Source organism: Streptomyces sp. NPDC052023 (genome assembly GCF_044548465.1).
Lineage (GTDB): Bacteria > Actinomycetota > Actinomycetes > Streptomycetales > Streptomycetaceae > Streptomyces.
Genome location: NZ_JBIUBW010000022.1, coordinates 1 through 19,632 on the forward strand (window position 1 = coordinate 1; position 19,632 = coordinate 19,632).

Here is a 19,632-nt window from a genome sequence, read left to right on the forward strand (position 1 = left end):
ATCGCGTCCCGCAGCCCGAAGACATCCGTCGCGGCCGCCAGCTCCTGGAGCAGGGCCAGCGTCTCGTCGGTGACGAGGTGCTTGGAGTAGTCGATGTGCAGGTCACCGACCTGGAGCGTGTAGCCGGAACCGCGCCCCGGGTCCGCCGCGAACAGATCCCGCAGATGGGTGTCCGCGAACTCCTCACGGTGCTTGGCCAGAGCGGTCCACTCGGGTGTCTGATTCAGCCTGGTACGGCCGTCTGCGTTCATGGTCCCAACCTAGTTGATCAGGGGCGGACGTGAGCTGTCGTCGCGTCGTCGTGCCGTGCAACAACAGGTACGTCCACCTTGACCGCAGGTGTCAGCCACCGAGGCTGTCGGCGACCTTCGGACCAGGCAGATCCGGCCGGGCACCGCTCGGTGCCCGGCCGGGTCAACTTCTAGATCTCGCCCCGCAGTTTGGCGAGCGCCTCGGCGAGGATCGCCTCGCCGTCCGCGTCGCTGCGGCGCTCCCGCACATAGGCGAGGTGCGTCTTGTAGGGCTCGGTGCGCGGCGGGTCCGGGGGGTTGTCCCGGTCCTGACCGGCAGGGAAGCCGCAGCGCGGGCAGTCCCAGGTGTCGGGGACCTGCGCGTCGCTGGCGAAGCTGGGCTGCGTCTCGTGCCCGTTGGAGCACCAGAAGGAGATGCGCAGGCGGGGCGCGGACTCGCCCCGCTCGGCCTCGCCCATCGGCCCCGCCCCGACCCGGCTTCCTCGGATCGCGTTGCCACTTGCCACGGTCGTAACTCCCTGCGTGATGGTGCCGCAAAGCGAGTCGGCGTTTCGCTTCGCTGCGAGCGCCTCAGTCTACGTAAGGCCCAACGCGCGTCCAGTGATTGGAGTTACAACCCCCCACACGTAGACGCAAGCCCCATGATAGGCCGCGCTCAGCTGCGCGTACCGGACATGGGGCGTTACGTGCGAAACGCGTGGGCAGTTCAGTTGTTGATCTTCATCAGGATGCCCAGCACGACGATGCACGCGAACCACATCAGACCGACCACCACGGTGATCCGGTCGAGGTTGCGCTCGGCGACGGAGGAGCCACCGACGGACGACTGCATGCCGCCACCGAACATGTCGGAGAGGCCGCCGCCCTTCCCCTTGTGCATCAGCACCAGCAGCATCAGCAGCAGGCTGAAGACGATCAGGGCGATCGAGAACCCCAAAACCACGGCTGGACCAACTTCCTCGGAAACGGATGAACGACGGGGGCACGGCGTGACAGCCATGCCCCCGCAAGGGTACGACGGATCGCCGCTACCGCCTACTCACTGATCGGCCCGGGGGCCGCTCACTGGTCGCGGAAGCGCACGATCTTGACGAACTCGTCCGCGTCCAGCGAGGCGCCGCCGACCAGCGCGCCGTCGATGTCGGCCTGCGCCATGATCTCCGCGACGTTCCCGGACTTCACGGAGCCGCCGTACTGGATGCGGACCTTGTCGGCCACCTCCTGGGAGTACAGCTCGGCGATCTTGCCGCGGATGGCGGCGCAGACCTCCTGGGCGTCCTCGGCACCGCAGACCTTGCCGGTGCCGATGGCCCACACCGGCTCGTAGGCGACCACGATCGTCTCGGCCTGCTCGGCCGGCAGGTCCTTCAGACCGCCCTCGACCTGGGCCAGCGTGTGCGCGACGTGGCTGCCCGCCTCGCGCACCTCCAGCTCCTCGCCGACGCACATGATCGGCGTGAGGTCGTGCTTGAAGGCGGCCTTGACCTTGGCGTTCACCAGCTCGTCGGTCTCGCCGTGGTACTGCCGGCGCTCGCTGTGGCCGACCGCCACGAAGGTGCACTTCAGCTTGGCCAGCATCGAGCCGGAGATCTCACCGGTGTACGCGCCGGAATCGTGCGCCGAGAGGTCCTGCGCACCGTACTTGATCTTCAGCTTGTCGCCGTCGACCAGGGTCTGCACGGACCGGAGGTCGGTGAAGGGGGGCAGGACGGCGACCTCGACGGCCTCGTAGTCCTTGTCGGCCAGGGCGAAGGCGAGCTTCTGGACGTGGGCGATGGCCTCGAGGTGGTTGAGGTTCATCTTCCAGTTGCCCGCCATCAGCGGCGTGCGCGTGCTCACGGTCAGTCCTCCAGTGCGGCGAGGCCGGGGAGCGTCTTGCCCTCGAGGTATTCGAGGGAGGCGCCGCCACCGGTCGAGATGTGGCCGAATGCGGCCTCGTCGAAGCCCAGGGTGCGCACGGCGGCCGCGGAGTCGCCGCCGCCGACCACGGTGAAGCCCGGGGAGTCGATGAGTGCCTGGGCTACCGCCTTGGTGCCCTCGGCGTAGTCGGGGTGCTCGAAGACGCCCATGGGGCCGTTCCAGAAGACGGTGGCGGCGTCGGCGAGCTTCGATGCGTACAGCTTGCGGGTCTCCGGACCGATGTCCAGGCCCTCCTGGTCGGCCGGGATGGCGTCCGCGGCGACGGTCGTGGGGTTGGCCGGAGCCTTGGTCTTCAGGTCCGGGAACTCGGTGGCGACCAGGACGTCCACCGGCAGGACCAGCTCGACGCCGCTCTTCTCGGCCCGCTCCATGTACTCCTTGACGACCGGGATCTGGTCCTCCTGGAGCAGGGAGATGCCGACCTCGTAGCCCTTGGCCTTCAGGAAGGTGTACGCCATGCCGCCGCCGATGAGCAGGCGGTCGGCCTTGCCGAGCAGCTGATCGATCACGGCGAGCTTGTCGGAGACCTTGGCGCCGCCGAGGGCGACGACGTAGGGCCGCTTGACGTCCTCGGTGAGCTTCTTCAGGACGCCGACCTCGGTGGCGATGAGGTAGCCGGCGTAGTGCGGCAGCCGGGCCGGGAGGTCGAAGACCGAGGCGTGCTTGCGGTGCACCGCGCCGAAGCCGTCACCGACGTAGACGTCGGCGAGAGCGGCGAGCTGGTCGGCGAAGGCGGCGCGCTCGGCGTCGTCCTTGCTCGTCTCCCCGGCGTTGAAACGCAGGTTCTCGATCACCGCGACCTGGCCGTCGGCGAGGGAGCCGACGGTGGCCTGCGCGGACTGCCCGACCGTGTCGGTGGCGAAGCGGACGTCCGCGCCGAGGAGTTCACCGAGCCGCGCGGCGGCCGGGGCGAGCGAGAAGGCGGGGTCCGGGGCGCCCTTGGGGCGGCCCAGGTGCGAGGCGACGACCACGCGGGCGCCCGCCTCGGCCAGCGCCTTGACGGTGGGCAGCACGGCGCGGATGCGGCCGTCGTCGGTGATGGCGGTGCCGTCCAGCGGCACATTGAGGTCGGCGCGGACGAAGACCCGCTTGCCGGCCACGCCATCCGAGAGAAGCTCGTCGATCGTCTTCATGAAGGGGCTCCTGGGAAGGGCTCTCGATACGAGTGGGCTGGTCGATCTGTACGCGAGTCAGGGCTCGGGCAACGCGGCGTGCGCTGCCCGAGCCCTGGTCTCACGTCAAGATGACTGCGAAAGGCTGCTCAGAGCTGGTTGCCGACGAAGACCGTGAGGTCGACGAGGCGGTTCGAGTAGCCCCACTCGTTGTCGTACCAGCCGAGGATCTTCACCGAGTTGCCCTCCTGGACCATGGTCAGGGAGGAGTCGAAGGTGCACGAGGCCGGGTCGCCGACGATGTCCGAGGAGACGATCTGGTCCTCGGTGTAGGCGAGGTAGCCCTTGAGGTCGCCGTCGTCCGCGGCCTTCTTGAACGCGGCGTTGACCTCGTCCTTGGTGACCTCGCGCTGGAGGGTGACGACCAGGTCGGTGGCCGAGCCGGTCGGGACCGGGACGCGCATGGCGATACCGTCCAGCTTGCCCTTGAGCTGCGGCAGGACCAGGGCGGTGGCCTTCGCGGCGCCCGTCGTGGTCGGGATGATGTTCTCGGCGGCGGCGCGGGCGCGGCGCAGGTCCTTGTGCGGGAAGTCCAGGATGCGCTGGTCGTTCGTGTACGCGTGGACCGTCGTCATCAGGCCCTTGACGATGCCGAAGTTCTCGTCGAGCACCTTCGCCATCGGCGCCACGCAGTTGGTGGTGCAGGAGGCGTTGGAGATGACGTGGTGGTTCGCCGGGTCGTACTTGTCCTGGTTGACGCCCATCACGATGGTGATGTCCTCGTCCTTGGCCGGGGCCGAGATGAGGACCTTCTTCGCGCCACCGGCGAGGTGCTTGGCGGCGTCTTCCTTCTTGGTGAAGATGCCGGTCGACTCGATGACGATGTCGACGCCCAGCTCGCCCCAGGGGATGTCGGCGGGGTTGCGCTCGGAGAGCACCTTGATGGTGTGGCCGTCCACGGTGATGGTGTCGGCGGTGTGCGTCACCTCGTGCTTGAGGCGGCCCAGGATGGTGTCGTACTTGAGCAGGTGAGCGGTGGTCGCGGTGTCACCCAGGTCGTTGACAGCCACGATCTCGATGTCAGCACCCTGCTCCAGCAGCGCGCGGAAGTAGTTACGACCGATGCGGCCAAAGCCGTTGATGCCTACGCGGATCGTCACGAACCGATCTCCTCGTTGGTACGCCGGCCGTTGATGCCGGCGAGCTGTATGGGATGTCCCCGACCGCCTACGACCCTACCTCCCCGCGGCCCCTGGAGTGACATCGAGACGGCCCATACACGGCAGGGCGGTCCGTACCCGCCAGTAGGGGTACGGACCGCCCCGGCCGTGCGGCCGGATCACCCGATATGACTACGGATGGTGGGCGGTCGTTGACCTGGTGTTCAGCGGTCGAGCGCGGTGAGCGCCTCGCCGATCAGGGCCCGGCGGTCCGCCGCGGAGGTGACGTGTTCCAGGCCGAAACCGAGCAGGACCGTGTCGTCCGTGGTGACCGCTCCATATGTCTTGAACAGCTCCCCGGACAGACCCCAGTCCGCGACCACCGCCGGGCTGCCCGCGGGCGGGCCGGGGGTGGTCCAGGCGCCGAGCGAGGTCTCGAAGCCGTCGGCCGGCCCCGCCGCGCCGCCGATGACGACGGTGGCGTTGTCGGCGAGGACTCCGTGGCCGCCTGAGCCGGGGTCGGTGATGTAGCTGAGGGAGACCTCCACCGTCTTCCCGGCGTACGCGGAGAGGTCGAACTCCACCTGCTGCCAGCCGTCGGCGGCACCGGTGAAGCTGTTCCAGGAGCCGCTGGTCCCGGAGGGCGTGCAGCCGTCGGCACCGAGGGTCAGATACCGCTTGAGCGCCGGGTGCGCCTGGAGGAAGAAGCCGGCCTCGCACTCGGTGGGCGCGGCGGTGCCGGTGGCGCCGCCCTTGTCCGGGAGCGTGGTCCAGTCGTCGGCCCCCGCCGTGTGCGCCTCCAGCACGGCGTGGTCGTAGCCGTCCTCGGTGTCCCACAGCAGCTGAGTGCGCAGGGTCGGTGCTTCGGCCGCGCTCACCGAGGTGAGGTCGATCGTGCGGGTCAGGCGGCTCCAGGCGTAGTCGGAGTGCGTGACGGCCGCCATGGAAGCGCCCTCGAACGGCCCGTAGGGGTTGACCGTCCCCGGGTACTGGCCCGCTCCGGCGCTCTCGAACTGCGGGAAGGCCTCCACGGGCAGGGTGTCGGAGGTGACGCCGAACGAACCGGCCGTGTTCAGCGGGTTGCCGGGCGCGTCGCCGAGCGGGGCCGTGCGGCCACCGAGGGCGCCGGTGCCGGTGAAGCCGGTGACGGCCGGGAGGGACGTACGGGTGTAGGCGCCGAGGTAGTACTGGCTGAAGTCGTTCGACAGGGTGCCCCCGCCGAGGTCGACCGAGCCGCCGGCCGTCTCGCCCGCCTCGATCAGCCTGCCGCCCTCGTTGAGGAAGGCGCGCAGCTGGAGCTGGGTGGCGACGCCGGGGCGGACGGCGCCGGTGTAGTGGACCACCGTGTCGAAGTGCGTGAGCACGCCGAGCGCGTCCGGTGCGCCCTGGGTGGCGACGTCCCAGACGACGGCCCGCTCCCCGTTGGCCCTCAGTGCGTCGACGTACGTCTGCGCGTGGGTCGCGGGCGCGCCCTCCTCGGCGACCACGAGCACGTCGGCACGCGGACGTTCGGCGATCGTGTACGTGAAGTGCTCGCTCTCGGTGCGCTTGCCGGACCGCCTCTCGCCGGTGAACCAGACCTCGACCTCGTCCCCGGGCACGCCGTCGGCGACCTTCGCCCGGTACTCGTCGAAGTGGAGGTTGTCCTCACCGCCGTACGTCTCGCCGCCCTTCCAGGGCCTCAGCCGCATGTCGTGCGTACGGCCGCCGTTGACGCGGTACTTGAGCTCCTTGTCGCGCACCGACTTGCGGGCGACGACGGAGACCTCCTGGTCCGCGCCGCGCGAGTACGACGTCGTGAACGGCGCCGGCGTGAAGTCGGGGGCGTCGACGCCGACGGAGGAGCGCGGCTGGTCCGGGCGGGCGGCGGACTCGGCGACGGAGAGCGCGAACGGCACGTTCTTCGCGAACTCCTGCTGGATCAGCTCCTCGTCGTCCGGGAAGGTGAAGATTGACTCGCAGTCGGCCGGGTTCCAGGCGTCGTCCGGGTCGACGTTCGACACGGTCTGGCAGGTGGACATCTCCGGGGTGAACATCGCCGTGCCGTGGATGTTCGCCGCGTGGCCGTCCGCCTCGCCGTTGGTGGTGTACAGCTCGGAGGAGAGCTGCGGGTGGTAGCCCGGGATCGCGGAGTTGTCCGGCGTACCGGCCAGGGACTTGTAGAGGACGTCGTCGGGGGTCGGTGTGGCGACCTGCCAGCCGACGCCGTACAGGAGCAGTTCGGCGGCGGAGTGGTAGTTGATGCCGTACTCGAAGCCGATCCGCCGTTCGAAGGCGTCCAGTGCCTTGGTCTCGGGCTCGGAGTTCGGGCCGGGGCCGCGGTAGGTCTGGCTGGTGGGGAACGGGGACGAACCCTCGTCGTCGTAGCCCCACTTGTAGGCGAAGTTGCGGTTGAGGTCGACGCCGTCGCCGATGGTGTGGGCGCCGTCGCCGTTGTTGTCGCGCATGTTCTTGCGCCACTGCCGGTCGCCGTCGGGGTGGTGCGTCCAGTCGTAGCCGTCCGGGTTGGCGGACAGGACGAACCACAGTTCGGTGGTGTCGACGATCTTCCTGACGCGCTTGTCGGTGGCGTAGTTGTCGAGGTAGTGGTGCATCAGCCGCCGGGTCATCTCCGGGGTGATCCACTCGCGCGCGTGCTGGTTGGAGACGTAGAGGACGGAGGGCTTGGCGCCGTCCTTCGTCCTCTTGGCGTTCCTGGTGAGCTTGAGGGCGAGGATGTCCTGTCCCTGGAGGGTCTTGCCGATGGAGACGACCTTGGTCAGGGACGGGTGCTCCTGACCGGTCCTGAGGATCTCTTCCTTGAGGTTGCCCTTGCCGCTGTACGGCCGGAAGACCCCGTCGCCGGCGGCCGCCACGCGCGCGCGTGCCTGCGCCGAGAGCTTGTGCTCCGTGAGGTCGACGCCCTGCTGCTCCAGCTTCCCGGCCTGCTTGTCGGTGAGGTAGACCTCGACGGTGGCGGTGCCCTTGTCGGGAATCTGCTCACCGAGTTCGTGACTGTCCTGTCCGGTGGCGAGCAGCAGCGGTACCTGCTGCTGGGTGACGTCGGCGCGGAAGACCTTGACCTCTTCGGTGTCCGGTTCGGACGCCTTGTCGTCGGCCAGTGCCGAGGGTGCCAGGGTGAGGCCGCCCAGCAGGAGCGCGCCGGCGGCGAGGATCGATCTCGCTCTTCGTCTCATGAGCCCCCCTTGCGGTGGTTCGCCACAGTGGCGAATGGATGCCAGGCTCATGACAGATCATGGTCAAGTCAAGAGCGCCTCAAGGGGGTTGAGGGCGGCGGGCGGCGACCGGCCGGGGGCGGGTGGGGCCGTCATGACGCCGGTGCCGGGCCTGCTCGGGCAGGGGTCGGCACCGGTGGGTCCGACGCGGCGTCACCCGGCGAGATTGTCCGCCAGTTCCTCGCTGAGGTTCGCCTCCGTGCCCGGGATGCCCAGGTCCGACGCCCGCTTGTCGGCCATCGCCAGCAGGCGGCGGATACGGCCCGCGACGGCGTCCTTGGTCAGCGGCGGGTCGGCCAGCGCGCCCAGCTCCTCCAGCGAGGCCTGCTTGTGCTCCATGCGCAGCCGGCCGGCGGCCGCGAGGTGCTCGGGGACGTCGTCGGCGAGGATCTCCAGCGCGCGCTGCACCCGGGCCCCGGCGGCGACCGCGGCGCGGGCGGAGCGCCGCAGGTTGGCGTCGTCGAAGTTGGCGAGCCGGTTGGCGGTGGCCCGCACCTCGCGGCGCATCCGCCGCTCCTCCCAGGCCAGCACCGACTCATGGGCACCGAGCCGGGTCAGCAGCGCGCCGATCGCGTCACCGTCGCGGACCACGACCCGGTCCACGCCCCGCACCTCACGGGCCTTCGCGGCGATCGACAGCCGGCGAGCGGCGCCGACCAGGGCCAGCGCGGCCTCGGGTCCCGGGCAGGTCACCTCCAGGGAGGAGCTGCGGCCGGGCTCGGTGAGCGAACCGTGGGCCAGGAAGGCCCCGCGCCAGGCGGCCTCCGCGTCGCAGGTGGCCCCCGAGACCACCTGCGGCGGCAGACCCCGGATCGGACGGCCCCGGCCGTCGACCAGACCCGTCTGGCGGGCCAGCTGGTCGCCACCGGCGACGACCCGGACGACGTAACGCGAGCCGCGTCGCAGGCCGCCCGGAGCCATCACGATCAGCTCCGAGCTGTGCCCGAAGATCTCCAGGATGTCCCGCTTGAGCCGCCGGGCGGCCATCGCGGTGTCCAGCTCCGCCTCGATCACGATGCGCCCGCTGACCAGGTGGAGGCCGCCGGCGAACCGCAGAATGGCGGAGACCTCCGCCTTCCTGCAGCAGGTCCGGGTGACGGGGAGCCGGGAGATCTCGTCCTTCACCGCTGCCGTCATCGCCATGGGCCGATCCTTCCATGCATCCGAAAAATACGGTCGTACGCGGCGGCCAGCAGCTCCGGGTCGTGCCGCGGAGTACCGTCCCTCCGGGCCACCGGTGCCAGCTCGACCGCGGCACCGAAACGCTTGGCGGCGTCGGTCAGTGAGTCGCGGTCGGGCACGGCGGCCTCGTCGGCCAGCACCACGTCCAGGGCGAGTTTAGGGGCGTGTCGTCCCAAAACCTCCAAATGACGCTGCGGGGAGAAGCCTTCGGTTTCTCCGGGCTGCGGGGCGAGGTTCAGCGAGAGTACCCGGCGGGCCTTCGTCTCCGAGAGGGCGTCCAGCAGCTCGGGGACGAGCAGGTGCGGGATGACCGAGGAGAACCAGGAGCCGGGCCCGAGCACCACCCAGTCCGCGTCCAGGACCGCCGCGAGGGCCTCCGGGACGGCGGGCGGGTCGTTGGGCACCAGATGCACGGACTGCACCTCGCCCGGGGTCAGGGCGACGGTCGCCTGCCCGCGCACGGTGTCGATGTCGTCGGGCCGCTCCCGGTCGTGCCCCTTCACCAGCGCCTGGAGCTCCAGCGGCACGGCGGACATGGGCAGCACACGCCCTTGCGCGCCGAGCAGCTTGCCGACCAGGTCGAGGGCCAGGACGTGGTCGCCCAGCTGCTCCCACAGGGCGACGATCAGCAGGTTGCCGACCGCGTGGCCGTGCATCTCGCCGCCGGACTGGAAGCGGTGCTGGATGACCCGGGCCCAGGTCTGGCCCCAGTCGTCGTCACCGCACAGCGCGGCGAGCGCCTTGCGCAGATCGCCGGGCGGCAGCACGCCCAGCTCGTCACGGAGCCGGCCGCTGGAGCCGCCGTCGTCGGCCACGGTGACGACCGCGGTGAGGTCACCGGTGATCCGGCGCAGCGCGGCCAGCGAGGCGGACAGCCCCATGCCGCCGCCGAGGGCGACCACCTTGGGCTGGGTGCCCCGGCGGCGGGCCCGGCCGCCCCGGGGCTCGGTGAGCCGGCCGCCACGCCCCTCGGGGGTGGTCTTGCGCAGCCGGCTCAGCCGCAACGTACGTCCCGTCATTCCCGTCCCATGTCCCGGTGCACGACCACCGTCTCCACGCCCTCGGCCGCCAGGCGCGCGGCGAGCTTCTCCGACATCGCGACCGAGCGGTGCTTGCCGCCGGTGCAGCCGACCGCGATGGTCACGTACCGCTTGCCCTCGCGCCGGTAGCCGGTCGCGATCAGCTGGAGCAGCTCCGCGTACCGGTCGAGGAACTCCTTGGCGCCGGGCTGGTTGAAGACGTAACCCGACACCTCCTCGTTGAGGCCGGTGAACGGGCGCAGCTCCGGCACCCAGTGCGGGTTGGGCAGGAAGCGGCAGTCGACGACCAGGTCGGCGTCGACCGGCAGGCCGTACTTGTAGCCGAAGGACATGACGGTCGCCCGCAGCTCCGGCTCCTCCTCGCCCGCGAACTGGGCGTCCATCTTGGCGCGCAGCTCGTGCACGTTCAGGCTGGAGGTGTCGATCACCAGGTCGGCGTCGCCGCGCAGCTCGCGCAGCAGTTCACGCTCGGCGGCGATGCCGTCGACGATCCGGCCGTCGCCCTGGAGGGGGTGCGGGCGGCGCACCGACTCGAAGCGGCGCACCAGGGCCTCGTCGGACGACTCCAGGAAGACGATCCGCCGGGTCACCCCCCGGGTGTCGAGGTCGGCGAGGGACTCGCGCAGATTGTCGAAGAAGCGCCGGCCGCGTACGTCGACGACCACGGCGATCCGCGCCACGTTGCCCTGCGAGCGGGCGCCGAGCTCCACCATGGTGGGGATCAGCGCGGGCGGCAGGTTGTCGACCACGAACCAGCCGAGGTCCTCCAGGCACTTCGCCGCCGTCGAGCGCCCGGCTCCGGACATGCCCGAGATGATCACCAGTTCGGGGATGGCCGTTTCCGGGACACCGTCGGCCTCGCCGGCCGTACCCCCCTGCGCTCCTTCGTCCTGCGGCGCGTCCCGCCGCGTGCCGTCGTCGTCGGTCACCGTGCGGGCTTCCTCGGGTTCCTGATCTCGCCGGTCCGTGTACTGCTTCTCGTGCTCGGTCATCTCTCCTGCCCCCGTCGCTCGTCCGGGGCGCCCGTGGGCACGGGCTCCCCTGGAGCACCCGCCGTCGTCCCGGGTGCGCCGTCTTCCACGTCATCCATGATCTCTCCAGTCGCCGTGTTCACGGCGGGTGCGGCCGGGGCCGTCCGGGCGAGAGCCACGGCGATCGTCTCGGCCGTCTTGCGACCTATGCCCGGAACCTCACAGATCTGGTCGATTGTCGCGGATCGAAGCCTCTTCACCGAACCGAAGTGCTTGATCAGCGCCTGTTTGCGTGTCTCACCCAGCCCGGGAACGTCGTCCAGGGGGCTGGAGCGGATGCGCTTGGCGCGTTTGCTGCGCTGGTAGGTGATGGCGAACCGGTGTGCCTCGTCGCGCACGCGTTGCAGCAGGTAGAGGCCCTCGCTGGTACGGGGCAGGATGACCGGGTCGTCGTCGCCGGGCAACCAGACCTCCTCCAGGCGCTTGGCGAGGCCGCACACGGCGATGTCGTCGATGCCCAGCTCGTCCAGGGCCCGCTGGGCGGCCGCGACCTGCGGCTGACCGCCGTCGACGACTACCAGCTGCGGTGGGTAGGCGAAGCGCTTGGGGCGGCCGTCGTCCTCGGTGAGGCTGCTGGCGAGGGGGGCGTCGGGGAAGGCGCCGTCGGCCGCGAGGCCGTGGGTGGCACCGTCGGTCAGGGTGCTGCTGGTGGGGCCGCCGGCGGGGTCGAGGGCGCCGGCGTCACGGGTGGCGTCTTCCACGCCGTCGTGCGGGGTGCCGTTCGTCAGGCCCGGCTCGCCGTCCGCCCACTCCCCCGTCCGCTCCTTCTCGGCGAGGTAGCGCCGGAAGCGGCGGGTGATCACCTCGTGCATCGAGCGGACGTCGTCCTGTCCGGCGAAGCCCTTGATCTGGAACCGGCGGTACTCGCCCTTGCGCTGCAGGCCGTCCTCGAAGACGACCATGGACGCCACCACGTCGTCGCCCTGGAGGTGCGAGATGTCGTAGCACTCGATCCGCAGCGGGGCGCTGTCCAGGTCCAGGGCGTCGGCGATCTCCTCCAGCGCGCGCGAGCGCGTGGTCAGGTCGGAGGCACGCCTGGTCTTGTGCAGCGCGAGCGCCTGCAGGGCGTTGCGCTGCACCGTCTCCATCAGGGCCTTCTTGTCGCCGCGCTGCGGGATGCGCAGCGAGACGTTCGAGCCACGGCGGACGGTCAGCCACTCCTGCACCGGCGCCACCGGGTCGGGCAGCGCCGGGACGAGCACCTCCTTGGGGACCGCGTCACCGGTCTCCTCCCCGTAGAGCTGCTGGAGGGCGTGCTCCACGAGGGCGCCGGTGGTGATCTCCTCGACCTTGTCGGTGACCCAGCCGCGCTGGCCTCGGACGCGCCCGCCCCGGACGTGGAAGATCTGCACGGCCGCTTCCAGCTCGTCCTCGGCCACGGCGATGAGATCGGCGTCGGTGGCGTCCGCCAGCACGACCGCGTTCTTCTCCATGGCCTTCTTCAGGGCCTCGATGTCGTCCCGCAGCCGGGCCGCCCGCTCGTACTCCAGGTCCTCGGCCGCCTCCGTCATCTGCTTCTCCAGCCGGCGCAGGTACGTGCCCGTGCGCCCGGTCATGAAGTCACAGAACTCCTCCGCCAGCTCTCGGTGGTCCTCGCCGGAGATCCGGTCGACGCAGGGCGCGGAGCACTTGTCGATGTAGCCGAGCAAGCAGGGGCGGCCGGTGCGGCGGGCGTTCTTGAAGACGCCGGCCGAGCAGGTGCGCACCGGGAAGACCCGCAGCAGCAGGTCGACGGTGTCGCGGATGGCCCACGCGTGCGCGTACGGCCCGAAGTAGCGCACGCCCTTCTTCTTGTGGCCGCGCATCACCTGCACGCGCGGGTACTGCTCGTTCATCGTCACCGCGAGGTACGGGTAGCTCTTGTCGTCGCGGTACTTGACGTTGAACCGGGGGTCGTACTCCTTGATCCAGGAGTACTCCAGCTGCAGCGCCTCGACCTCCGTGGACACCACCGTCCACTCCACGGACGCGGCCGTGGTGACCATGCTCCGGGTGCGCGGGTGCAGGCCGGCCAGGTCCTGGAAGTAGTTGGCCAGGCGCTGGCGCAGGCTCTTCGCCTTTCCGACGTAGATCACCCGGCGGTGCTCGTCACGGAACCGGTACACCCCGGGGGTGTCCGGGATGTCTCCCGGCCTGGGGCGGTAGCTGGAGGGATCGGCCATGTCTCACACCCTACTGGCGAGCGGTGACACTCCGGCGGGCCTGTGGACAACGCCCACCGCGGTGCCGGGTGCCGCCGTGGAGGGGCGCCCCTGAGGCGCCGGTCGAACCTCGGCCACGAGCACACCACGGTTGGGCGTCAGGTGTTGTCGAGGCATGGTCAACACGCTTCAATGCGGAGGAACTCGGGCCGGTGCACCGCGGCGTACCGGTGTGAAGACGGCCTGCCACCGCCCGGGTGCCCCGGACGACCTGCGCGAACGGTCTGACCAGCCGTCGTGATCCTGCACAGAAAGGCCCCTGCATGCCGCACGCCACACCGCACGCGGACGTCGTCCCCGCGGACCTGGACACCGACCTGGGCGCCGAACCGGGCACGGAACTGGACACGGCCCTGCGCGGCGGCCCCTTCCACGTCGCGCTGCGTGCCGCGATAGCCGCGCGCGGACTGCCGTTGCAGCGGGTCCAGCACCATCTGACGCGGTACGGCGTGAAGGTCGGCGTCACGAGCCTGAGTTACTGGCAGCAGGGCGCCCGCCGCCCGCAGCGCCCCGAGTCGCTGCGCGCCGTACGGGCCCTGGAGGAGATCCTCAAGCTCCCGGAGGAGTCGCTGATCCGGCTGCTCGCCGAGACGGGCGACGAGCGCGGGTCCACCCGACGCCCCGAGGGCCGCTCCTACCGGTCCCTCGTCGAGGCCTCGGGCGTCCTCGAACGGCTCCTCGCCGAGCTGGACGCCCCGCCGGACGGCGGTCTGCACATGCTCGGGCACCACGAACAGGTACGCATCGGGGCGTGCCGCGAGCTGCTGGGCCGCGAGTCGCACCACATCGTGCGCGCGCACCGGGACGGTGTCGACCGCTTCGTGGCCGTCCACCACGGCGACCCCGGGTGCGCTCCGGACCGCACCCGCGTGCACGCTCTGGAGAACTGCCGTACCGGACGCGTCCGCTGGGACGAAGAGACCGGGCTCCTGGTCGCCGAGCTGCTCTTCGACACCCGGCTGCGGGCCGGCGACACCTTCCTCTTCCGGCACGCCGTCGAGGACGGCACGGCGGGCGTGTCGCGCGAGTACGTCCGCGCCTTCGGGCCGGCCGGCGGGCAGTACGCCCTTCAGGTGCGGTTCGACGCGAACGCGCTGCCGGCGCGCTGTCACCGGTTCGCCCAGCACTCGGCGGCGGCGCCGCGCAGCGGCCACCAGGACCTGCCGCTGGCCGGCCGGCACCACTCGGTGCACCTGGTGGAGCCGCGCGTGCGGGCGGGGCTGGTGGGGATCGGGTGGGAGTGGGACGCCTTGACGTAAACGCTTGCGCAAGCGTTTACGTCAGCTGCGGAATGGGATACGGTCCCCGCCAGGAAGGGCACGGCCACAAGGAGGCCCCATGGCGACGATGGCGGACGTGGCGCGAAGCGCCGGAGTCTCCGTGGCGACCGTCTCCCACGTGCTGAACGGCACCCGGCCGGTACTGCCGCGGACCCGCCAAGCCGTTCTGGACGCCGTCGACGAGCTCGGCTACACCCCGAACACCCTTGCCCGCTCCCTGGTGACCTCGCGCACCCGCTCCATCGGGCTCGCGGTGTCGGCCATCAGCAACCCCTACTTCACGGAGATCCTCCAGGGCGTCGAGGCGACGGCCCTGGAACACGGCTACAGCCTGCTCATCGCCGACCCGCACGAAGATCCGCAGCATGAGCGCAAGGTCGTCCAGCTGCTGCACGAGCGACGCGTGGACGGGCTGATCGTCGCGCCGTCCCCCTACCCCCGCGAGCTGCTCTCCTACCTGCACCGGCACCAGGTGCCCGCCGTGCTCCTGGACCGCGTGGTCGACGACCCGGCCGGCGGCACGCCGCACTTCGATCAGATCTGCGCGCAGGGCACGGAGCCGGTGGCGAGCCTGGTCTCGCACCTCGCGGAGCTGGGGCACCGCCGTATCGGCCTGGTCGCCGGCCTTCGCGGTCTGAGCACGACCGCCGAACGGATCACCGGCTACCGGAACGGGCTCGCCGCCGCCGGGCTCCCCCACGACGAGCGGCTCGTCGTGCACGGCGACTCCGAGTCGGCCGGGGGCGAGCGGGCCACCGCCGCGCTGCTCTCCCTCGCCTCGCCGCCGACGGCTCTCGTCACCGCCAACAACGCCATGACCATCGGCGCCCTGCGCGCCCTGCGTACCCGGGGCCTGTCCGTGCCCGGCGACATCGCGCTGTGCTGTTTCGACGACTTCGCCTGGGCGGACCTGTTCTCACCCCGGCTGACCGCGATCGCCCAGCCCAGCAAGGAACTCGGCGCCGAGGCCGTGCGGATCCTCCTGGAACGCCTCGCCGCTGCGGACCGGCCCGCCCGGACCGTCCGGCTGCCCTGCACGTTCGTCCACCGCAGCTCGTGCGGCTGCCCCGAGAAAGGACCCGACTCGTGATCGTCGTCGCCGGTGAGGCCCTGATCGACCTGGTACCGCAGGGCACGGGCGCCCTCGCCGGACTGCGCCCCGCCCTCGGCGGCGGCCCGTACAACACGGCCGTCGCCCTCGGCCGGCTCGGCTCCGCCACGGCGTTCTGCTCCCGCGCCTCCCGCGACGCCTTCGGCGAAGCCCTGCTCGACGGACTGCGCAAGGCCGGTGTGGACGTCTCGGCCGTGCAGCGCGGCCCGGAGCCGACCACGCTGGCGGTCGCCACGATCGACGGGCACGGCTCGGCCGCCTACTCCTTCTACGTCGACGGCACCGCCGACCGGCTGTTCACGGTCCCGGAGGGGCTGCCCGCCGCCACCCGCGCGATCTCCTTCGGCACCTGTTCGCTGGTCCTGGAGCCGGGGGCGAGCGCCTACGAGAAGCTGATGCGGGCCGCGGCCGCGCGGGGCGTGTTCACCGCGCTCGACCCCAACATCAGGGCCGGGCTGATCCCCGACGCGGACGCCTACCGGGCCCGGTTCCTCGGCTGGCTGCCCTCGGTGACGCTGCTGAAGCTCTCCGAGGACGACGCGCGGTGGCTCGGCGGCACGCCCCGCGAGTGGCTGGCGGCGGGGCCGTCGGCGGTGGTGGTCACCCGGGGCGGTGACGGGCTGACCGTCTTCACCCGGGACGGCGCCGAGCACTCCGTGCCGGGCGAAGAGGTCGCCGTGGTGGACACGATCGGCGCCGGTGACACGGTCAACGCGGCCCTGCTGCACGGCCTGTCCACCGGGAACGCCCTGTCCGCCGGGGCCCTCGCCGGCCTCGACGCCGACGCCTGGACCAAGCTCCTGCGCTTCGCGGCCCGCGCGGCCGCGATCACCTGTTCACGGGCGGGCGCGGAACCGCCGTACGCGTCGGAGCTGGACGAGCTGTGAAGGGCACGGCGAAGGGGCGGTGACCGGGCGGGAGTGCCCGCCTCGTCACCGCCCCTTCATGTGCCGGCTCAGGCCTTCTTGGCCCGTGTCGTCTTCTTCGCGGGGGCCTTCTTGGTGGCCCCGGCCGCCTTCTTCGCGCCCGTGTTGTTGATCGCCTTGGCCGTCGCGGTCCGCTTCGCCGGCGCCTTGGCCGCGACCGTCTTGCGGGCCGCGGTCTTGCGTGGGGCCGGCACCGCGGCGGCGTCGCTGATCCGGTCGGCGCCGAGGACCTCCCGCAGGAACTTGCCGGTGTGGCTGGTCGACACCGCTGCGACCTCCTCGGGGGTGCCCTCGGCGACGACGAGGCCGCCTCCGGCGCCGCCCTCGGGGCCCATGTCCACGAGCCAGTCGGCGGTCTTGATCACGTCGAGGTTGTGCTCGATGACGATGACCGTGTTGCCCTTGTCGACCAGGCCGGACAGGACCTTCAGCAGCTTGCTGATGTCCTCGAAGTGCAGACCGGTGGTCGGCTCGTCCAGGACGTAGACCGTGCGCCCCGTGGAGCGCTTCTGGAGCTCGCTGGCGAGCTTCACACGCTGGGCCTCACCGCCGGAGAGGGTGGTCGCCGACTGGCCGAGGCGGACGTAGCCGAGGCCCACGTCGTGCAGGGTCCTCAGATGCCGGGCGATCGCGGGGACGGCCTCGAAGAAGTCGAGCGCCTCCTCGATCGGCATGTTCAGGACCTCGGCGACGGACTTGCCCTTGTAGTGGACCTCCAGGGTCTCCCGGTTGTACCGGGCGCCGTGGCAGACCTCGCACGGGACGTACACGTCCGGGAGGAAGTTCATCTCGATCTTGATCGTGCCGTCACCGGCGCAGTTCTCGCAGCGGCCGCCCTTGACGTTGAAGGAGAAGCGGCCCGGCAGGTAGCCCCGCACCTTCGCCTCGGTGGTCTCGGCGAACAGCTTGCGGATGTGGTCGAACACTCCGGTGTACGTCGCCGGGTTGGACCGCGGGGTGCGGCCGATGGGCGACTGGTCGACGTGGACGACCTTGTCGACGAGGTCGTCGCCGTCCACGCGCGTGTGCCGGCCGGGCACGTTCCTCGCGCCGTTCAGCTCGCGGGCCAGGTGCGTGTACAGGATGTCGTTGACCAGCGTCGACTTGCCGGAGCCGGACACACCGGTGACGGCCGTGAACACGCCCAGCGGGAAGGACACGTCGATGTCCTGAAGGTTGTTCTCCCGGGCGCCGTGCACGGTGAGCCGGCGGGTGGGGTCGAGGGGGCGGCGGATGTCCGGCAGCGGGATGGACTTCTTCCCGGAGAGGTACTGGCCGGTCTGCGACTCCGCGTTGGCGAGCAGTTCCTTCAGGGAGCCGCTGTGCACGACCTTGCCGCCGTGCTCGCCCGCGCCGGGGCCGATGTCGACGACCCAGTCGGCGACCTTGATGGTGTCCTCGTCGTGCTCGACGACGATGAGCGTGTTGCCCATGTCGCGCAGCCGGACCAGGGTCTCGATCAGCCGGTGGTTGTCCCGCTGGTGCAGGCCGATGGACGGCTCGTCGAGGACGTACAGGACGCCGACGAGGCCGGAGCCGATCTGTGTGGCCAGCCGGATGCGCTGGGCCTCGCCACCGGACAGGGTGCCGGCCGCGCGGTTCAGCGAGAGGTAGTCGAGGCCCACGTCGACCAGGAACCGCAGCCGCTCGTTGACCTCCTTCAGGACGCGCTCGGCGATCTTCTTGTCCCGCGCGCTCAGCTTCAGCTCACCCAGGAAGTCCGCGCAGTCGGCGATCGACATCGCGGAGACCTCGGCGATCGACTTCTCCATGATCGTGACCGCGAGGACGATCGGCTTCAGGCGGGTGCCCTCACAGGTGGGGCAGGGCACCTCGCGCATGTAGCCCTCGAAGCGCTCACGGCTGGCGTCGCTCTCGGCCTCGCTGTGCCGGCGCTTGACGAAGGGGACGGCGCCTTCGAAGGGCGTGGTGTACACCCGCTCGCGGCCGTACCGGTTGCGGTAGCGGACCTCGATCTGGGTCTTGTGCCCGTACAGCAGGGCCTTCCTGGCGCGCTGCGGCAGGCCCGCGAAGGGGATGTCGGTCCGGAATCCCAGCGCGTCCGCGAGGGCGCCGATCAGGCGGCCGAAGTAGTCCTTGGTGTGCCCGTGCGACCAGGGGTGGATCGCGCCCTCGTCGAGGGACTTGTCCTCGTCCGGGACGATCAGCTCGGGGTCGACCTCCATGCGCGTGCCGATACCGGTGCACTCGGGGCAGGCGCCGAAGGGGGAGTTGAAGGAGAACGAGCGCGGCTCCAGCTCCTCGAAGGACAGGTCGTCGTACGCGCAGTACAGGTGCTCCGAGTACATGCGCTCACGCTCGGGGTCGTCCTCGGGGAGGTCGACGAAGTCGAGCACGACCATGCCGCCGGACAGACCGAGCGCGGTCTCGACGGAATCGGTGAGGCGGCGCTTGGCGGAGTCCTTCACCGTGAGGCGGTCGATGACCACCTCGATGGTGTGCTTCTCCTGCTTCTTCAGCGTGGGCGGGCTGGAGAGCTGGATCGTCTCGCCGTCCACCCGCGCGCGGGAGTAGCCCTTGGTCTGGAGGTCGGCGAAGAGGTCGACGAACTCGCCCTTGCGCTCCCGCACCAGCGGCGAGAGCACCTGGAAGCGGCTCCCCTCCGGCAGCTCCAGGACCTTGTCGACGATGGCCTGCGGCGACTGGCGCGAGATCGGGCGGCCGCACTCGGGGCAGTGCGGCTTGCCGATGCGCGCGAAGAGCAGACGCAGGTAGTCGTAGACCTCGGTGATGGTGCCGACCGTCGAGCGCGGGTTGCGCGAGGTCGACTTCTGGTCGATGGAGACCGCCGGGGACAGACCCTCGATGAAGTCGACGTCCGGCTTGTCCATCTGGCCCAGGAACTGGCGGGCGTACGAGGAGAGCGACTCCACATAGCGGCGCTGGCCCTCGGCGAAGATGGTGTCGAAGGCCAGGGAGGACTTGCCCGAACCCGACAGGCCCGTGAAGACGATGAGCGAGTCACGAGGCAAATCGAGCGAGACGTTCTTCAGGTTGTGCTCGCGCGCGCCACGGACGATGAGACGGTCGGCCACGCCGGTCCGCACCTTTCTTGAGAGAAGTGACAGGGGCGGGGCCCCCGTGCTTTCTCAGACTAGGGGGAGCCACTGACAACGCCGGTCGGATTCCCGGTTGCATAACAATCCCCGGCTCTCCAGCATGCCCGACGCCACTGCCGACCA

Annotated in this window: 14 protein-coding genes and 1 pseudogene; 3 read left to right on the forward strand and 12 right to left on the reverse strand. The window is 70.7% G+C overall.

Translation table 11 applies throughout. From position 1 onward, the window contains the following. The 11 genes and pseudogenes from ACIHCM_RS31410 to uvrC form a co-directional block, all read right to left on the reverse strand. Positions 1-251, reverse strand: a pseudogene (locus ACIHCM_RS31410) (glucose-6-phosphate isomerase); the annotation flags it as partial. Positions 252-421: 170 nt separating this feature from the next. Beyond that, entirely contained in the window at positions 422-757 is a 336-nt protein-coding gene (locus tag ACIHCM_RS31415; RefSeq protein WP_003957010.1) for an RNA polymerase-binding protein RbpA, read from the reverse strand. A 200-nt stretch (positions 758-957) separates the two neighbouring features. Next, entirely contained in the window at positions 958-1,188 is a 231-nt protein-coding gene (secG, locus tag ACIHCM_RS31420) for a preprotein translocase subunit SecG (RefSeq protein WP_399903613.1), read from the reverse strand. Positions 1,189-1,313: 125 nt separating this feature from the next. Then, positions 1,314-2,090 carry a triose-phosphate isomerase gene (gene tpiA, locus ACIHCM_RS31425; protein ID WP_399903293.1) on the reverse strand — a complete coding sequence of 259 codons (777 nt, stop codon included), beginning with the start codon at positions 2,088-2,090 and terminating at the stop codon, positions 1,314-1,316. 2 nt (positions 2,091-2,092) lie between these two features. Next, positions 2,093-3,304, reverse strand: a complete 1,212-nt coding sequence (locus ACIHCM_RS31430; RefSeq protein WP_399903296.1) for a phosphoglycerate kinase — start codon at positions 3,302-3,304, stop codon at positions 2,093-2,095. A 128-nt stretch (positions 3,305-3,432) separates the two neighbouring features. Continuing rightward, the gene (gene gap, locus ACIHCM_RS31435) at positions 3,433-4,443 is read right to left on the reverse strand and encodes a type I glyceraldehyde-3-phosphate dehydrogenase (protein WP_399903299.1); all 1,011 of its coding nucleotides are present in this window, start codon (positions 4,441-4,443) and stop codon (positions 3,433-3,435) included. A gap of 224 nt (positions 4,444-4,667) precedes the next feature. Then, a complete protein-coding gene (locus tag ACIHCM_RS31440; RefSeq protein ID WP_399903302.1) occupies positions 4,668-7,619 on the reverse strand; it encodes a M14 family zinc carboxypeptidase in 2,952 nt (983 codons plus the stop codon). Between the two features lie 192 nt (positions 7,620-7,811). Further along, positions 7,812-8,801 carry a DNA-binding protein WhiA gene (whiA, locus tag ACIHCM_RS31445; RefSeq protein ID WP_053762310.1) on the reverse strand — a complete coding sequence of 330 codons (990 nt, stop codon included), beginning with the start codon at positions 8,799-8,801 and terminating at the stop codon, positions 7,812-7,814. Continuing rightward, positions 8,792-9,859: a uridine diphosphate-N-acetylglucosamine-binding protein YvcK gene (yvcK, locus tag ACIHCM_RS31450; RefSeq protein WP_399903306.1), complete on the reverse strand. Its 1,068-nt coding sequence runs from the start codon at positions 9,857-9,859 to the stop codon at positions 8,792-8,794. The genes whiA and yvcK overlap by 10 nt, the downstream gene beginning before the upstream one ends. Beyond that, positions 9,856-10,872 carry an RNase adapter RapZ gene (gene rapZ, locus ACIHCM_RS31455; RefSeq protein WP_399903309.1) on the reverse strand — a complete coding sequence of 339 codons (1,017 nt, stop codon included), beginning with the start codon at positions 10,870-10,872 and terminating at the stop codon, positions 9,856-9,858. Before rapZ ends, yvcK begins: the two co-directional genes overlap by 4 nt. Further along, a complete protein-coding gene (gene uvrC / locus ACIHCM_RS31460; RefSeq protein ID WP_399903312.1) occupies positions 10,869-13,073 on the reverse strand; it encodes an excinuclease ABC subunit UvrC in 2,205 nt (734 codons plus the stop codon). Before uvrC ends, rapZ begins: the two co-directional genes overlap by 4 nt. 302 nt (positions 13,074-13,375) lie before the next feature. Here uvrC and ACIHCM_RS31465 point away from each other — a divergent pair, with 302 nt between their 5' ends. The 3 genes from ACIHCM_RS31465 to ACIHCM_RS31475 all read left to right on the forward strand — a co-directional run bounded on the left by ACIHCM_RS31465 (position 13,376) and on the right by ACIHCM_RS31475 (position 16,390). Beyond that, positions 13,376-14,371, forward strand: a complete 996-nt coding sequence (locus ACIHCM_RS31465; protein ID WP_399903315.1) for a hypothetical protein — start codon at positions 13,376-13,378, stop codon at positions 14,369-14,371. A gap of 79 nt (positions 14,372-14,450) precedes the next feature. Next, on the forward strand, positions 14,451-15,482 hold the full coding sequence (locus ACIHCM_RS31470; RefSeq protein ID WP_399903319.1) for a LacI family DNA-binding transcriptional regulator: 1,032 nt from the start codon (positions 14,451-14,453) through the stop codon (positions 15,480-15,482). Next, positions 15,479-16,390 (forward strand): carbohydrate kinase, encoded by a 912-nt coding sequence (locus ACIHCM_RS31475; RefSeq protein WP_399903322.1) that lies wholly within the window; start codon positions 15,479-15,481, stop codon positions 16,388-16,390. The genes ACIHCM_RS31470 and ACIHCM_RS31475 overlap by 4 nt, the downstream gene beginning before the upstream one ends. A 68-nt stretch (positions 16,391-16,458) precedes the next feature. Here ACIHCM_RS31475 and uvrA read toward each other — a convergent pair whose 3' ends face one another. Continuing rightward, positions 16,459-19,485 carry an excinuclease ABC subunit UvrA gene (gene uvrA, locus ACIHCM_RS31480; RefSeq protein WP_399903325.1) on the reverse strand — a complete coding sequence of 1,009 codons (3,027 nt, stop codon included), beginning with the start codon at positions 19,483-19,485 and terminating at the stop codon, positions 16,459-16,461. Between the last annotated feature and the right edge of the window lie 147 nt (positions 19,486-19,632).

Bases quoted from the DNA above. Each gene is read 5' to 3' on its own strand.
- uvrC (WP_399903312.1), bottom strand. From the start codon at position 13,073: ATGGCCGATCCCTCCAGCTACCGCCCCAGGCCGGGAGACATCCCGGAC.
- rapZ (WP_399903309.1), bottom strand. From the start codon at position 10,872: ATGACCGAGCACGAGAAGCAGTACACGGACCGGCGAGATCAGGAACCC.
- yvcK (WP_399903306.1), bottom strand. From the start codon at position 9,859: ATGACGGGACGTACGTTGCGGCTGAGCCGGCTGCGCAAGACCACCCCC.
- ACIHCM_RS31470 (WP_399903319.1), top strand. From the start codon at position 14,451: ATGGCGACGATGGCGGACGTGGCGCGAAGCGCCGGAGTCTCCGTGGCG.
- whiA (WP_053762310.1), bottom strand. From the start codon at position 8,801: ATGGCGATGACGGCAGCGGTGAAGGACGAGATCTCCCGGCTCCCCGTC.
- ACIHCM_RS31440 (WP_399903302.1), bottom strand. From the start codon at position 7,619: ATGAGACGAAGAGCGAGATCGATCCTCGCCGCCGGCGCGCTCCTGCTG.
- ACIHCM_RS31430 (WP_399903296.1), bottom strand. From the start codon at position 3,304: ATGAAGACGATCGACGAGCTTCTCTCGGATGGCGTGGCCGGCAAGCGG.
- ACIHCM_RS31465 (WP_399903315.1), top strand. From the start codon at position 13,376: ATGCCGCACGCCACACCGCACGCGGACGTCGTCCCCGCGGACCTGGAC.